We start from the raw sequence: 15,762 nt of genomic DNA on the forward strand, positions 1-15,762 counted from the left end.
AACACAAACGATCATGATCGGGGGCCGCAACCTTGAGCGACGAAGAATGGTTCGACATTTACGACGAAGCGATGCGTCCGATCGGCACCGCCGCGCGCAGCGAAGTGCATGCGCGGGGCCATTGGCACCGCTCGTTTCACTGCTGGCTGGCCAGGCCCGCGGGCGGCGGGCTGATGGTCCGCTTCCAGCGGCGAGCGTCCGGGAAGGACACCTTCCCGGATTGCTTCGACATCACCGTCGCCGGCCATCTGGCCGCCGGAGAAACGCATCGCGATGCCGCGCGCGAAATTCGCGAGGAGATCGGCCTTGACATCCCGTTCGAGAAGCTGACGTTCCTGTTCGAGCACCGGTCGGTGCGCGAAGGCATAGCCCGCGGCGTCCCGTTCATCGACCGCGAGATCAGCCGCGTCTACGGCGCGCTGTCCGACGCGCCCCTCGATTCGTTTCGTCTGCAGATCGAAGAGACGGCCGGCATCTATGAAGCGGACGCCGACAGTCTGATCGCGCTGTTCGAAGGGAGGCTCCCCGAACTGACAGCCGAAGGCTGCGTGCCCGGCGCAGGCGGCCGGGAGCTGCGCCCGGCCGTCGAACGCGTGACGCCGGACCTTTTCGTCCCCCGCGAACCTTCTTACTATCTCGACGTGTTCCGCCGCCTGCAGCGTTTATCCGCACCGGATCGTACCTGATCCCGTGCGCGGCCTCCCAGGCCCGGTACCAGTTGTCGATCATGCCGTGGATCTGGTAGAACACCGTGCTCCGCGGCGCGACGTCGAGATCGTTCAGATCGGGCTCCCCGTAGAGCAGCGCCGACTGTTGATGGATGCAATTGTGCAGCGACTCGATGAACAGGCCGAGCTCGTCGGCCGTCGCGAACGACCAGGGCATCCGGATGATGCGCGCCTCCGCCGCCCGGTCATAGCAAGGCGCCGCGCGAATCGGCTCCGGCGGAACGACCCACGGCTGCACGAGCCGCTCGTCCAGCCCCTGCCGCCGGTACCAGTCCAGCGCGCGCCGGATGAACTGACGATGAAATTCAAGGAAATCGGCTCCGAACCCCGGCGGCGGATTCGCGGGATCGACGGACATCCGCGCATGATGCCAAGCCCGATGCTCCGCGAGCAGCTGGAGCGGGAAATTCGGAATGATCGGCATGGTGCGGCCTCCCCCTTGCAGTTGGCGTATTCGCATGGCTTGATGCATTATACGCCCGCAATCCGCATCCGGAACTTTGAGCCTCACCGGTTTTCCGCAACGTTCAAGAACAGTCGCCCCGATAAAAAAACCCGGCCAACGCCGGGTTTTGCCGTTCAACCGAGCCAATATCTGACCAGCAGCCACACCGCCATCCAGACCGGCACGGACAACAGCGCGCCGATCGCCAGTCCCGTCAGCACATTTCCGTCCGGGTCATCCCGCTTCACTGCCAGACCACTCCTTCGCCGCTTGCCTTATTGACATCCTATCCCTGCAGGCCGGGCAATATACGGCAATATACGGTGAATCGTCAACACTCGCACTTGCTTGCGCAGCCGCAGCCTCGGGTTTTCCGGCCATCCGCCCGGATGCAAAAAAAATTTTCGCCGGAGAGTTGACACGCGGGTCGAACCCTGTTATTCTATAAGAGTCGCCTGAAGCGATGGCAATACACGCTGAAGTAGCTCAGCTGGTAGAGCAGCGCATTCGTAATGCGCGGGTCGGGGGTTCGAGTCCCTTCTTCAGCACCATTCAGGAACGCCGAGCGGCGCGGATTCCGGGCAACCGGAAGCTGCGCCGCTTTTTTCGTGCATGCGGCATCTCCGCGATGCACGCAGCTTCCCTTGCAGTTAAAATTTTTTAAGATTTGGACAAGCCGTTCATCCGTTTGCCGTTCCTGTCCGGTTGCAATATACTTGTCTTATCAAATCGTGGGGACGTGACCGCATCCGATGCTGTTCAATTCCTATGTATTCATTTTCGCCTTCTTCCCGATTACGGTAGCGGGCTACTTCATCCTGTGCCGATTCCGGCTTACGTATGCCGCCAAAGTGTGGCTGGCGCTTTCATCGCTCGTCTTTTACGGTTGGTGGGACGTCCGTTACGTGCCGCTGATTCTCGCTTCGATCGCGTTCAACTATACCGTCGGCAGGCTGCTGATCGCATCAAGCGAACCGTCATCCAGGCTGCACAACCACCGGAAGAAACTGCTGACCGCGGGGATTGTCGGCGATATTTTGCTGCTTGGCTACTATAAATATGCGGACTTCTTCCTGGAAAATCTGAACGCCATCGCCGGAAGCAGCTTTCCGCTGCTGCACATCGTCCTTCCGCTCGGCATCAGTTTCTTCACGTTCACCCAGATCGCGTTCCTGGTCGATGCCTACAAGCAGAAGGCAAAAGAATACGACATCATTAATTATGTTCTGTTCGTCACCTTCTATCCGCACCTGATCGCCGGTCCGATCCTGCACCACGGCGAAATGATGCCGCAGTTCGACCGCGTCCGGAACAAAGTGTGGAACTGGAGCAACGTCACCCGCGGCGGATTCATTTTCTGCATCGGTCTGTTCAAAAAGGTCGTCATCGCCGACACGTTCGCCGAATTCGCGAACGACGGCTTCGCCAGGGCGCACATGTTCATCGATTCCTGGGTGGCGGCGCTGTCGTACACGTTCCAGCTCTATTTCGACTTCAGCGGATATACCGACATGGCGATCGGCATCGCGCTGTTCTTCAACATCCGGCTGCCGCAGAACTTCAATTCGCCGTACAAGGCGACGAGCATCCAGGATTTCTGGCGCCGCTGGCACATGACGCTGAGCCGGTTCCTGCGCGACTACATCTACATACCGCTCGGCGGCAACCGCAAGGGCAAGTTCCGGACCTATTTCAACAACATGGCCGTCTTCCTGATCGGCGGCTTCTGGCACGGCGCCGGCTGGACGTTCATCATGTGGGGCTTCCTCCACGGCCTGGCGCAGGTCATCCAGCGGATCTGGGGCGAATGGGGCCGCCCGCTGCCGCGCTGGCTCGCGTGGGGGATCACCTTCCTGTTCGTCAACGTGACCTGGGTGTTCTTCCGCGCCGAATCGTTCGATCAGGCGCTCCGGCTGCTCAAGGGAATGGCCGGCTTGAACGGCATCGCGTTCAGCCATTTCGAAGTGTACTTTTATCCGATTCTGCTCATCGCCGTTTTTCTGCCGATCGTGCTGTTCACCCGCAACTCGTCGGAGCGGGAGCGCGATTTCCGTCCCGGCTGGAAGACCGGATTGGCGGCGGCCGCCATGTTCATTGTCTCGCTTTTCTTCCTGAACCGGATTTCCGAATTTCTCTACTTCAACTTCTAGAAAGGCGGCGTAATACGTGATGACACCGAATGATTCGATGCGTCCGCTGCCGCCGAGACACCGGGCGGCGAGACGAACCCGGAAGCGCTCCGCCGTGCACAAGCGAACGATCGGCTGGTTCTTCCTGGGCTGCATGCTGTTTGCCTCGCTGTTCATCCTGCTCGCTTGCGTCGTTGATCCGCTGCAGCTCTATCACAAGCCGTGGTTCTACAAACCGGTCTACACGACGGAGGAACGTTACCAGAACGCCGGGCTGGCGAAAAACTACGAGTACGAGACGATCATCATCGGCTCGTCGATGACCGAGAACTTCTTCCCGAGCAAGGTCGAAGAAGCGATCGGCGGCAAGACGATGAAGCTGTCGTTACGCGGTTCATATGTCGACGAACAATACATGGTGGCCAAGCTCGCTCTCGAGACGGGGCAAGTGAAAACGGTGCTGTGGGGTCTCGACTATTTCGCGCTCAAAACGAATATCAACGAGGGGCAGAACGCGTTTCCGTACTATCTCTACGACCGCAATTTCCTGAACGACTACAAGTATTGGTTCAACTACACGCACTATGAACGCCTCATCAAGGGGCTTGTCCGCCAATACCGGACCGGCCATGTGCAGGGGCTTGAAGGGCTGTACAACTGGAACTTCTCGGTCAAGTTCGGGGAAGACGTGACGATCAGGCATTACCGGAAGGCGCTGACGGAAGAAGCGATTGCCGCCAAGGTCAACGAGGAAGATCCGCTGGAAGTGGTGCAGGGGAACTTCAACAAGTACGTGCTCTCGCTTATCGAAGCGCATTCGGACGTGAAGTTTCTGATCTATTACCCGCCGTACAGCATTCTTCGCCATGTCGTCTGGCGGGAGACGAATCCCGAGCGGTACGAGTATCAGCTTTTCATGAAGGAATGGATGTACGAGCAGTTCAGCCGCTTCCCGAACGTCGAAGTGTACGATTTCCAGACGGAAGCAGACTGGTCGTTCCATCTCGACTATTACAAGGACATGTCGCACCACCATCAGGATATCAACACCTGGATCGCGCAGGCGATCGGACGGCGGGATCCGAAGTATCTCGTCACGGCGGACAACGTTCGCGATTTCGTCGAGGAGCTGGACCGGCAGGTGGACGAAGCCGCGGTGTCGGACGACGACCGGCTGTTCCGCGTCCGGGTCTTCCTGGACGACGGCGGCGGGCTCACCCCGATCTCGCTGGGCACCTTGATGATCGGGAACGGCGGAAACCTGCGCGTGCCGGCGAAAGGGCTGGCGGAGCTGTTCGGGGCAGAGCTCGAGTGGGAGCGGGAGACGAAGCACCTCCGGCTGACCGCCGGAGACCGGACTTTCGAGCTGACGGTCGGCGAGACGACGGCGCTGGCGGACGGCGAGACGATCGAACTGACCGATCCCGCGCAGCTCATCGGCGGCACAACCTTCGTGCCGCTCGCCGAAACCGCGGCGGCCTTCGGCTGGGAAGCGTCCCGGACGGACCTCGGCGACCGCGAGTTCGAAGTCGTGTTGAAAGCGCCGGGGCAAAGGTGAACACGAGAAAGTCCGGACGACTCCGCAACGCGTGCGGGTCTTCCGGACTTTCTCTGCCTACATGCGTCCCGCGCTCCCCTCGCCCGCCGCATCCGGCGCGAAAACCGCGTGACGCTGGCGGTATTCCAGCGCCGTAATGCCCTCGTGTTCCTTGAACACGCGGTTGAAATGCTTCACATTGTCGAAGCCGACGCGCTCGGCGATCTCGTACACCTTCGCGTCCGTATGGACGAGCAGTTCCTTCGCCTTCTCGATGCGCACCCTGCGCAGGTACGACACGAAGCTTTCCCCCGTATATTCCTTGAACAGCTGGCCGAAATACGCATAGTTGAGCGACACGTGGTTCGCCGCCATGGCCATGTTCAGGTCTTTCCAATAGTTCTCCCGGATATAGGCGACGGCGGCGCGCATTTCCTTGTGCTCGGCGTGCGCCGACCGGAGCGAGCGGATATAGTCCGACAGCAGGAGCAGCAGTTCCTCGACGTCGCGCCGGTAGTCCGCAAGCGACGCGTAATGGTCGAGGCTGCCGACGCGCCGATGCAGCTTCAGCACCTCCACCGATTCCTCGCCGAACGTGCGGAACACCTGGTCGAACACCTGCTCGTTCAGCGCCCGGCTGAGCGCCTCGATGTAGGCGACGCCGCCGTCCGGCGATTCCGGCAGCTCGAACAGGCGGCCGGCGAGCGCGGCCATCTCCTGGTCGCGGCCGGTGCCGAGCATGTTCGCGAGCTTGCGCACCTCGTCCATCGGCACGTCCGCCGCGATGGCTCCGCAAGCGGGACTGGCCGTCAGCACCGCCGAACGGACGGGCGGCATGACGAGGCTCCGCTTGAGCGCCCGCTTCGCCTGCCGGTACCGCTCCGGCAGCCGCGCCGCGGAATCCTCACGCTCGCTGAGGCCGACATAGACCGGCGGCTCGCAGATGCGCGCGAGCTCCCCGGCCAGCATCTCCGCCAGGCCGGGATCGGGGGATGCGAAGACGAGCAGCCCGTCCCGGTCGACGGTCCAGATCGCCCGCATCCCTTCCGCCGCCCGCTGCTTCAGCCAATCCTCGGCTTTCGCCCGCCCGAGCGGGTCGCCGGCGGTCTTGATCACGCCGACGGCGTAGTCCGGCGCAAGCAGCTCCGTCAGACCGGCCGCCTCCGCCCGCTGCATGACGACCGCTTCGTCCGCCGGATCGCCGACGAGCAGGTAGGCGAACACGCTGGCCGCCATATCCGTCCGGTACCGCTCGGCCTGCTGCCGCAACTCTTCCGTCTGTTCGGCCCGGTGCAGCGCTTCCTCGACACGGTCCAGCGCCCGGTACAGCTCCTCGCGCACGATCGGCTTCAGCAGATACTCCTTCACGCCGTACTGGATCGCTTCTCGCGCGTAGGCGAAATCGTCATACCCGCTCAGGATGATGACGGCCGGCCGATGCCCCGCTTCCGCCGCCTCGCGGATCAGGGCGAAACCGTCCATCTCCGGCATCCGGATGTCGGTAATCAGAATGTCCGTCTTCCGCGACCGGATGATGTCGAGCGCCTCCCTGCCGCTTTCCGCCGTCAGCGTCTCGTACCGGTCGGCGCATTCGCGGTCGATCATCGCTTTCAGGCCCAGCCGGATATTCCGTTCATCGTCGACGATGAGCAATGTCCGCATATCATTCCGCCCCTCCATTCTCAGTCCGCAGCGGCAGCCGCATGGTGACGCGCGTGTACCGGCCGGCTTCGCTTTCCACGGCCAGCCCGCATTCCGGCCCGTAATAGAGCCGGATGCGCTGCTGGACATTGAGCAGGCCGATGCCGCTGCCTGCCTCTTCCCTCGCCGGTCTGTCCGCCGGCATGGGCGCGCCGCTTCGCTCCAGCTTGCCGTTCAGCGCCGCGGTCTGCTCCGGCGTCATGCCCCGGCCGTCGTCCTCCACGATCAGCGCGAGCTTGCCCTGTTCCGCCCGGCACGCGATCCGGATCTCGAGGCCGCGCCCGCCGCCGTCCGCAAGCCCGTGCTTCACCGCGTTCTCCACGATCGGCTGCAGCGTCAGCTTCAGCATTTCAGAGCCCAGGAAGCGCTCCGGAATGTCGGTGATCAGCCGGATTTTCCGCTCGAACCGGATGTTCATGATCGCGATGTAGTTGGCCACATGCGCCAGCTCGTCGCTGAGCTGCGCGTATTCGCTCGTCCAGCGCAGATTGTAGCGCATAAGCCCCCCCAGCGAAGTCAGCGCGTCGGAGATTTCATACTGGCCTTCAATTTCCGCCAGCATCTTGATGTTTTCCAGCGTATTGTACAGAAAATGCGAATCGATCTGGTTCTTCAGCGTCCGCAGTTCCGCTTCCTTCGACGCCGCCTGCTTCTGGACGGCATCGGCAATCAGCTCGTTGATCTTCTTCAGCATCTTGCGAAAATGATGCGCCAGTTCGCCGACCTCGCCTCCGCCCCGCACCGGAATGTCGAACGCGAAATCGCCCTGCCGCACCTTTTTCATCGAATCGCGCAGAATGATCAGCCGCTTCAGAATGAGCTTCACCGAGAAATACGTGACCGTCGACAGGACGACGAGCAGGAAAACGATCGCCGTAATCAGCTTGTTCCGCGCTTCGTTCATGTCGCGCAGCGCCTGCTCGAGCGAGACGACGTTGATCAGGTGCAGGTCGAGCTGATCGAAATAAGCGGTCACCGCCAGCATCGGCCTGCCGTCAGCCTGAAACGGCACGCTCCGGATGCGGTCGGTGCCGGCCGCCGCCGCCAGCTCCTTCAGCTGCTCCTCCGTCACGCCCGCCTCGGCCAGCCACGGATTGTCACGGTTATAATAGAGATTCCCGTCCCGGTCGACCGCCGCCATCTGCGCCTGCCGCCCTTCGTAGCGGGTATAGATCGACGGAAAAAAATTGTACAGCCGCATATCGACTTCGAGCACACCCGCGTGGACGCCGGAAATGTATTCAATCTCCCGGAGCAGCATCATCTTCGGAAGCTGCACCTTGTCGTCCGACGCGCCGCGCCGCACGAGCTCGTCGTCGTTCGGCGACACCTGCCACCAGATCTGGCCGTCCAGATCGTTCACGGTCTCGAACCAGGGCTCCCCGGAGATTCGCGATTCGTGCCAGAATACCGGATACAGTTCCCGCACGTTCTCGTTGTCCGAGAAAATGCGGATATGCCGGATCTTCGGGTTCGTGTTCTGCAGATGCGTCACGATCGAGACGAGGCTGTCCCGGATGTCCATCAGTTCCAGCGTCTCCGGCTCGCGGATGAGGCGGAGATAGTCCTCCACGTCCTTGTACGTGTACGTCAGTTCCGCCGCCCGCAGCATCGTCTCCATGTTGCTCTCGACGTTCGCGCGCTCCAGTTCCATGGCGGATTCGTTCTCCCGCCGCACCTTGTCGATGTAATCCGCGGACATGTCGCGGAACAGCAGCCAGGAGATGAGAAGGCTCGGAATGAGCAGGATGACGATGTACGTCATGATGAGCCGCTGCTGGATCGGCCATTGCTCCATTTTGTATGCGATTTCACGAAACCATCTGCCAAGCCGCCGTCTCATCGTGAGCCCACCTCGTCCCCGTCTTGCCTGCCCGCCGGACAAGCCGCAACCGTTGTATGCACCATTATAGACCGTTCCGGGCGCCAAGTCTTGAGCCCGCCTCCGGGCTTCCGGCAAAAAGCGGCAAGCCGCCGATAGCCGCCCCGTTAAGGGCGGCATCGGCGGGCTTCAAGCGGCCGGATTCGTCACTCGAGGAACTCGGCCAGCTTCTTGACATTCTCTTCGTATTTCATCTGACGGTAGGCCTGGAGCTTCTCCCAGCCGGCCTTGTCGCGCTCGGCGAGATAATCGTTCCAGATCTTGTCGAACTCGGCTTCGCTCTTCGCGAGCAGCAGCTTCGGCAGCGCCTTGCCGAACTCCTGGTCGATCTTCGTCTTCGCGATGCCTTCCTCGGAGTTGGCCGGCGGATCGAGCAGATCGAACTGCGAGAAGCTGTACGTCTTGCCCTTCGTCCAGTCTTCCATCTGCTTGAACGGCTCGACCGAAGGCGGCGCCCACTGCAGATTCATGTTCGTGTCCATCAGCATCCAGAACGTGAAGGAAGAGCCGTACTGCTTGTCGAAGGCCGAGCGGTCGGTCTGGAGCAGCTCGAGCGCCTCGGGCAGGAACTGGTCCTTGCCGTCGATCGTGTCATAGGAGACGCCCTTCTCGCCGAGATACAGGTCCTTCTGCCCTTCCTCGCTGATCAGGTAGGTGAGGAACTGGATGGCGCGCTCCTTGTCTTTTACGTCCTTCGAGATGAGTGTCAGCGTCCAGCCGGAGATCGACGGGCCCGCCAGTGTCGGCGGATCGAGGTTCGCGTTCGCCGGACCGTCGATGGCGATGTACACCGAGTTCGGATCGTTCGCGTACAGCACGTTCTGCTGCGCCGTGAAGTCCGAACGCTGATACAGCATCGCGAAGTAGCGGCCCTGGGCGATCTTCTCCTCCATCTGCGGACGCTTGTCGATGAAGATGTCCTTCGCGAGCAATCCTTCCTCGTTCGCCTGGCGGAACACTTTCAGCCAGCGCACATATTCCGGATCGGTCTGCCGGTCATACAGCTTGCCGTCCTTCTCATACGGAATCGCGAGGAAGTTCTGCAGATAGTCCTGCAGCGAGTAGTTGCCGGTTTCGCCGAACTCGTGCAGCCCGATCGGGATCAGCGGCTGCCCGTTCACTTCCGGGAACATTTCCTTCGCCCTTCTCAGTGCGTCGAGGAATCCTTCCGGCGTCCGCATGTCCGGCTTGCCGAGCGCTTCGTACATGTCCTTGCGCACGACGAACGTCTGGTTCGACGTATAATGCTCGCCGTACAGCTCGTAGTCCTTCGGCGACGACGACGCGTTCGGATAGCCGTACACGTTGCCGTCCGGCTGCGTGTACCACGACAGTTTCGCCGGGTCGGCGACCTTGAAGAAGTACGGGTCGTACTCTTCGGCCAGCTTGTTCAGCGGCAGGACGAGACCGCCTTCGATCATCCGCTTCACGCCGTCTTCATACCAGCCGAGCGTGATGAAGTCGGGCAGCTTGCCGGACGCGATCATCGCGTTCAGCTTCTCGTTCTCGTTGCCGGCCGGGACGATGAAGTTGATGTCCACGCCCGTCTTCCGCGTGACGTATTGGGACGTCGGATCTTCGCCCCATTTGCTCGGGAACCAGGCGAAGTTGATGTACCAGTCGAATGTGATCGGGTCGGTATTCGACTTCCAGCCCGGCTCGTCTCCTGACGGCTTCGCGTCGCCGCCGCCGGAATCTCCGCCCGTATTCTGGTTCTGCGAAGTGCTGTTGTTCGCCGTGCCGCCTCCGTTGTCACCGGCGTTCGTGCTCTTGCCTCCGCCGGAACACGCGGCGGCGAGCGTCAGGATGAGCGCCAGGACGAGCGTCATGGCCATGAATCTCGTGCTCTGTTTCCGCATGAAGCGCATTACCCCTCTTTCTTGTGTCGTCGTTTATGGCATGAAGCCTGTTTCCAGGTCCGGAAACCCGTGTCACCCTTTGATCGAACCGATCATGAGGCCCTTCACGAAGTATTTCTGCAGGAACGGATAGACGAACACGATCGGCAGCGTCGTCACGACCATCGTCGCAAGCTTGATCGACTGGCTCGTGACGGTCCGGTTGATGCCCGGCCCGACGCTGGCGACGATCTGGTTCGAGCTGCTCTGCGCGACGACCCGGTACAGGAACGTCTGGATCGGCTGCAGATCCGGATTGTTGATATAGATCATCCCGGTGAAGTAGTCGTTCCATTGCCAGACGCCGTGGAACAGCGCGATCGTCGCCACGACCGGCATCGACACCGGAATGATGATCCGGACGAAGATCGCCAGGTCGTTCGCGCCGTCGATCCGTGCCGCTTCCTCCAGCCCGTCCGGGATTTCCCGGAAGAAGGCGAGGAAGATGATCAGATCGAAGAAGCTGAACAGCGACGGAATAATGTACACGGCGAACTTGTCAAGCAGGCCGAGATCGCGGATGAGCAGGAACGTCGGAATGAGCCCGCCGCCGAAAAACAGCGTCACCGTGCCCATCATCATGTAAAATTTTCGCCCGATCAGCTCCCGGCGCGAGAAGGCGTAGGCGACCATCGCCGTGAAGAACACGTGGCAGACGACGCCGATCACCGTCTTCGCGGCCGTGACCCCCATCGCGGTCATGATGCCCGCATTGGCGAAAACAGCTTCATAGTTGTCGAGGCTGAACTTGCGCGGCAGCCAGTAGATGCCGCCCCGCATGGCATCCTGTCCGTCATTCAGCGAATTGACGAGCACGTACCAGATCGGGTAGAGCGTCACGAAGCAGAGGACGAGCATGCCGATGACGTTCGCCGCGTCGAAGATCTTGTCGCCCGTTGACAGTTGTTTCCGGGTAAGCATGGGGACACACCTTCTTTCCTCTCGGATGTCAGAACAGTCCGGTGCCGTTGATCCGCTTCGTCACGCTGTTGGCGGTAAGCAGCAGGATCAGGGCGACGATCGATTTCAGCAGGCCGAACGCCGTCGCGTACGAATACCGGCCCGACTGCAGCCCGACATGGTACACATACACGTCGATCACGTTGCTGGCGCTCTCGTTCAGCGAGTTGCGCAGGACGAGAATCTGGTCGAAGTTCGAGTTCAGCACGCCGCTGACGGCGAGAATGAACAGGATGGTGATCGTGCCGCTGATGCCGGGAATGGTGACGTAGCGCATTTTCTGGAACCGGTTCGCGCCGTCGATGGTTGCCGCTTCGTACAGTTCCGGCGATACGCCCGTGATCGCGGCCAGGTAGATGATCGCCGACCAGCCGAGCTCCTTCCAGATGTCCGAGGTGATGACGATCGTCCAGAACCAGGACGGCTCGGCGAGGAAGTAGATCGGCTCGTCCAGAATGCCGAGCGCCATCAGCAGCTTGTTGATGAGTCCCACATCCGCCAGCCATGTCGCCAGGATGCCGCCGAGGATCACCCAGGACAGGAAGTGCGGCAGATAGGAGATCGTCTGCACCGCTTTCTTGAGCCTGAGCGAACGAAGCTCGTTCAGCAGGAGCGCGAACAGGATCGGCAGCGGGAAGCCGACCGCCAGCCGGATCAGGCTGATGCCGAGCGTGTTGCGGAGCACGCGCGGCAGCTCGTCATCCTCGAGCACGTCCCGGAAATGTTCCAGGCCGACCCACGGCGATTCGGCGATCGAACGGATGATGTCGTAATCCTTGAACGCGATGATGATGCCGTACATCGGGATGTAGTTGAAGATGAACATCCACGCCGCTCCGGCCAGCGCCATGAGCTGCAAATACCGCTGGGCGGCCAGCTTGCGCAGCAGCTTGACGAATTGCTGCCGGCGCGTCAAGGATGCTCGCTGAAGGTTAGCCTCAAGCTCCATGTCCAATCGTGAATCCCTCCCGAGTGCGGCCGCGCCCGCCGGGTGTCGGCATTTCGCCGGGCGGGGCCGTACAACCATTTTAAAGCGGCGGGCTGCGGGAGATAAGGTCGCTTTTTTTCAAACGGGTTGCAAGATTATAGGTCGGATTATGACGGTATCTTCCGTTCGTCCGATCCACTATAATCACAACAAGGACATCATTTCCATGCGGAATACGGGAGGAGCATGCGCCAATGGAGACAATTCGCATCGCGGGAGTGGAGAAGCCGGTTTCGCGGCTGATCAAGGGAACCGACTATTTCCGGCACAGCGATTACGAGACGGCGGCCGCCAATCTCGACGCATTCCTGGCGATCGGCGGCAACACGGTCGATACCGCGCGCATCTACTGCGGCGGCGAGAGCGAGGAAGTGCTCGGGCGGTACATGGAGGAGCGGAAGGCGCGGGACCGCTTCGTCATCCTGACGAAAGGCGCGCATCACGATGAGCGCGGCCCCCGGGTCAACCGGGAAGCGATCCGGGAAGATCTGCTCACCAGCCTGGAGAAGCTCAGGACCGATCATGTGGAATTGTACGCCTTGCACCGGGACGATCCGAACGTGCCGGTCGGGGAAATCATCGAAGCGCTCAACGAGCATATCGAAGCGGGCCGGATCGGGGCGATCGGCGGCTCCAACTGGACGTGGCAGCGGCTTCGGGAAGCCAACGCCTGGGCGGAGGCGCACGGACTCGTCGGGTTCGCGTTCAGCAGCCCCAACCTCAGCCTGGCCAAGGCGAACGAGCCGTTCTGGCCCGGCTGCGTTTCGGCCGATCGGGAGACGCTCCGGTGGCATGAGGAAGCGCAGATGCCGCTCCTGTCCTGGTCGTCGCTCGCGCGCGGCTTCTTCTCGGGCCGATTCTCGCCCGATGTGAAGGATGATCCGGACATCGTCCGGGTGTTCTACAGCGACGCGAACTGGGAGCGGCTGCGCCGGGCGGAGCAGCTCGCGCGCGAGAAAGGCGCGTCGGTCGTGCAGATCGCGCTGGCCTGGGTACTGAACCAGCCGTTCCCGACCTGCGCCCTGATCGGTGCCCGCAACGCGGAGGAGCTGCGCTCCTGCCGCGAGGGCATGGACATCAAGCTGACGCGGGAAGAGCTGGACTGGCTCGATCTGGCCGCGGAGGAGCGGTGACTTGGCGGTCGGTTGCCACATAAGGTTGGACGGGAGCGGCGGCTTGCTGCAAGCGGGCAGCATACATGCTTGCAGGCCGCGTCCGGCGAGCAATAAGCGAAGATTTTTCTTCTATTTCGGGGAATCCGGGAATTTTCTCCGGAATAGCGGAAATCTCTTCGCTTATTTTTCTGATTTCATCCAATTTCGGTCGATTTCGAAGAAATAAACGAATTGATTTCGCCTATTCCGCCCCTCGCAGCCAAATCCGGCAAAATAGAAGAAATTTCTTCGCTTATCCGCGCTCGCCGCTCACGTCGCCCCCGCAGCCGGGACGGCCGCGGCTTTGACAGCGGCAGCCTTGCCGCGCATGGCGCGGAAAAATTCCGGATCATCCTCGGCCAGCGCCACCCAGGCGTCCACACACCTTGGATCGAACTGTCTGCCGCTCTCCTTCACGATGATCCTCATCGCATCTTCATGGCTCATCGCGGCCCGATAGGCGCGCGAGGAAGTCAGCGCGTCATAGACGTCCGCCACCGCGGCGATCCGCGCCAGCATCGGAATCGCTTCGCCCTTCAGCCGGTCCGGGTAGCCGGTTCCGTCCCACCGTTCATGGTGCGAGCGGATGATCTCCAGCTCCTCGGACATGAAGCCGAGCTGCTTGCACAGATTGTACCCGTAGACGGGATGCAGCTCGATGACCGCCCGCTCCTCCGGCGTCAGCTTGCCGGGCTTGTTCAGCACTTCGTCGGGAATGAACAGCTTGCCGACATCGTGCACGATGCCGCCCTGCGCCAGCGCCCGCAGCCATCCGCGGCTGCACGCCCATATGCTCGGCGAGCCGCAGCGCGTACATCGCCACCCGGTAGTTGTGCCCCGCCGTGTAGGCGTCCTTGTTCTCGGTCTGCGCGATGAGCGACCGGACGCTCGGCGAAATGGACGATTCGATCAGGCCGCGGGGATCGGGTCGGAACAGCGTCTTGAACAATCCCGCGACGGACGGCTGCCCGATATATTGCACCACGACGCCCCCGACCATGATGAGCACCGACCCGAACAGGGTGAAATGGTACAGCCACCAGCTTGCTTCCCACACGGTTCCGTACACCATGATCATGATCGAGACGATCAGCAGGCCGGAGCTGCAGACGATGCCGAGATGAATCGGAAAGCGGGTCATGACATACAGCTTGCGGTAACGGTACATGGCGAACAGGCAGAACGCCGCCGTAAGCGCGCAGGGCACCCAGTGAGGCGCGGCGGGATGGGACAACAGCCGTTCCATGCGCCCGGCATTCGCGACGGCCAGCAGGATGCCGAGCGCGAGGACGGCGCTCCATGCCGGCAAGAGCGCGCGCTGCAGGCGCGACAGCCAGCGCACGACGGCCAGGTCGGTCGGCAGCGCCGACAGGAACACCCAAGCCGAGGCGATGACGACGCTGAGACTTCCCGCCAGGGCGGGCAATGCACGGCCTTCGGACACGACGAACCCCGGCGTCGACAGGCCGTGCAGCATGAACAATCCCGCCAGGGAAATAAACCCGATGGACAGGAAGGTAATATTCACGTTGCGAAGCTTGATTCCGGCCACCCCGACGGCTATCGACACCAGCATCGCCAGCAGCGATACGATGGCTACGATGTAGAAGTGGCCGACCGGGTGCTCCAGCTTCGCATGCGGGTGCGAAAGTTTGTCAATCGCGAAGAAGGCGCCGAGCGAAATGCCGATCAGCAGGCCCGGCGCAAGCCAGGACCACAGTTTCGTGCGCATGGAACCCCTCCCCTGCCGATCAACAAGGAAATATTTCCAAGTTATTGTCAATTACTTTCAGTATAATCGCTTCCGGCGCGCTGATAAATGTTCAATCTCACAACGCACAAGAAATCGCCGCCCGTCCTCCGTCAGCGGAGGCGGGCGGCGATCGCGATCATTCATAATAAAAATCCAAAGCGCCGATGCGTTCGCCATGTTCATCCTTGATCAAGATCGTGTACGCTGCTTGCTGCGCGAGCGGTTCTTCCGGCAAAAAGTTGAGTTTTTGCAGACCCCGGGCATAGAACCGCTCGCTGCCGGAAACCAGCAGCCGGCCCGGTACGTTCTCTCCATCGGCATCAAGCAGCGCGATTTCATACTTCTCCTGCTCGTCATCGCGGAAGATATAGCCGAAAGCCAGCTGCTGCAGCCCGGGATAATACAACACGTTCGTGAGTTTGCAGGATAATATAGGAACCGTACAATTGATAATGCCTGCTGATGACTTCCAATATTGCAGCGGGATAACCGAGGAGCAGAAGAATCAGCAGCACAATCCCCGTTACGCAGATCACGAGCAATTTTTTCTTCTTTTTATCTCCCACCGGAACCATGATCCCTTCATC

General features: G+C 61.1%; 11 protein-coding genes and 1 tRNA gene. 5 read left to right on the forward strand and 7 right to left on the reverse strand.

All coding sequences use genetic code 11. The features are described 5' to 3' along the window. The first annotated feature begins 32 nt into the window (after positions 1-32). From THECO_RS15845 to THECO_RS15860, 4 genes are all read left to right on the forward strand, one after another. Positions 33-686 carry an NUDIX hydrolase gene (locus tag THECO_RS15845; protein ID WP_015256046.1) on the forward strand — a complete coding sequence of 218 codons (654 nt, stop codon included), beginning with the start codon at positions 33-35 and terminating at the stop codon, positions 684-686. Positions 687-1,648: 962 nt separating this feature from the next. After that, positions 1,649-1,724, forward strand: a tRNA-Thr gene (locus THECO_RS15850). Positions 1,725-1,925: 201 nt separating this feature from the next. After that, on the forward strand, positions 1,926-3,323 hold the full coding sequence (locus THECO_RS15855; protein ID WP_015256048.1) for an MBOAT family O-acyltransferase: 1,398 nt from the start codon (positions 1,926-1,928) through the stop codon (positions 3,321-3,323). 19 nt (positions 3,324-3,342) lie between these two features. Further along, on the forward strand, positions 3,343-4,860 hold the full coding sequence (locus tag THECO_RS15860; protein ID WP_015256049.1) for a copper amine oxidase N-terminal domain-containing protein: 1,518 nt from the start codon (positions 3,343-3,345) through the stop codon (positions 4,858-4,860). 57 nt (positions 4,861-4,917) lie between these two features. Here THECO_RS15860 and THECO_RS15865 read toward each other — a convergent pair whose 3' ends face one another. The 5 genes from THECO_RS15865 to THECO_RS15885 all read right to left on the reverse strand — a co-directional run bounded on the left by THECO_RS15865 (position 4,918) and on the right by THECO_RS15885 (position 12,229). Beyond that, a complete protein-coding gene (locus THECO_RS15865; RefSeq protein WP_015256050.1) occupies positions 4,918-6,501 on the reverse strand; it encodes a response regulator in 1,584 nt (527 codons plus the stop codon). A gap of 1 nt (position 6,502) precedes the next feature. Beyond that, on the reverse strand, positions 6,503-8,383 hold the full coding sequence (locus tag THECO_RS15870; RefSeq protein ID WP_015256051.1) for a sensor histidine kinase: 1,881 nt from the start codon (positions 8,381-8,383) through the stop codon (positions 6,503-6,505). A 185-nt stretch (positions 8,384-8,568) separates the two neighbouring features. After that, positions 8,569-10,281 (reverse strand): extracellular solute-binding protein, encoded by a 1,713-nt coding sequence (locus THECO_RS15875; protein ID WP_041854569.1) that lies wholly within the window; start codon positions 10,279-10,281, stop codon positions 8,569-8,571. A gap of 72 nt (positions 10,282-10,353) precedes the next feature. Continuing rightward, positions 10,354-11,241, reverse strand: coding sequence for a carbohydrate ABC transporter permease (locus tag THECO_RS15880; RefSeq protein ID WP_015256053.1), 888 nt, complete (start codon positions 11,239-11,241; stop codon positions 10,354-10,356). 28 nt (positions 11,242-11,269) lie between these two features. Further along, positions 11,270-12,229, reverse strand: a complete 960-nt coding sequence (locus THECO_RS15885) for an ABC transporter permease (protein ID WP_041854570.1) — start codon at positions 12,227-12,229, stop codon at positions 11,270-11,272. 233 nt (positions 12,230-12,462) lie between these two features. Here THECO_RS15885 and THECO_RS15890 point away from each other — a divergent pair, with 233 nt between their 5' ends. Continuing rightward, positions 12,463-13,401 (forward strand): aldo/keto reductase, encoded by a 939-nt coding sequence (locus THECO_RS15890; protein ID WP_015256055.1) that lies wholly within the window; start codon positions 12,463-12,465, stop codon positions 13,399-13,401. A gap of 291 nt (positions 13,402-13,692) precedes the next feature. Here THECO_RS15890 and THECO_RS21260 read toward each other — a convergent pair whose 3' ends face one another. Both THECO_RS21260 and THECO_RS15905 read right to left on the reverse strand, forming a co-directional pair. Then, positions 13,693-14,163 (reverse strand): HD-GYP domain-containing protein, encoded by a 471-nt coding sequence (locus tag THECO_RS21260; RefSeq protein ID WP_157373596.1) that lies wholly within the window; start codon positions 14,161-14,163, stop codon positions 13,693-13,695. A gap of 1,148 nt (positions 14,164-15,311) precedes the next feature. Next, on the reverse strand, positions 15,312-15,584 hold the full coding sequence (locus tag THECO_RS15905; RefSeq protein ID WP_015256057.1) for a hypothetical protein: 273 nt from the start codon (positions 15,582-15,584) through the stop codon (positions 15,312-15,314). Between the last annotated feature and the right edge of the window lie 178 nt (positions 15,585-15,762).

Source organism: Thermobacillus composti KWC4, assembly GCF_000227705.2.
In the GTDB taxonomy this organism is placed as follows: domain Bacteria; phylum Bacillota; class Bacilli; order Paenibacillales; family Paenibacillaceae; genus Thermobacillus; species Thermobacillus xylanilyticus.

Coding starts and splice junctions, on each gene's coding strand:
- THECO_RS15890 (WP_015256055.1), top strand. CDS start 12,463: ATGGAGACAATTCGCATCGCGGGAGTGGAGAAGCCGGTTTCGCGGCTG.
- THECO_RS15880 (WP_015256053.1), bottom strand. CDS start 11,241: ATGCTTACCCGGAAACAACTGTCAACGGGCGACAAGATCTTCGACGCG.
- THECO_RS15875 (WP_041854569.1), bottom strand. CDS start 10,281: ATGCGGAAACAGAGCACGAGATTCATGGCCATGACGCTCGTCCTGGCG.
- THECO_RS15870 (WP_015256051.1), bottom strand. CDS start 8,383: ATGAGACGGCGGCTTGGCAGATGGTTTCGTGAAATCGCATACAAAATG.
- THECO_RS15865 (WP_015256050.1), bottom strand. CDS start 6,501: ATGCGGACATTGCTCATCGTCGACGATGAACGGAATATCCGGCTGGGC.
- THECO_RS15885 (WP_041854570.1), bottom strand. CDS start 12,229: ATGGAGCTTGAGGCTAACCTTCAGCGAGCATCCTTGACGCGCCGGCAG.
- THECO_RS15860 (WP_015256049.1), top strand. CDS start 3,343: ATGACACCGAATGATTCGATGCGTCCGCTGCCGCCGAGACACCGGGCG.
- THECO_RS15855 (WP_015256048.1), top strand. CDS start 1,926: ATGCTGTTCAATTCCTATGTATTCATTTTCGCCTTCTTCCCGATTACG.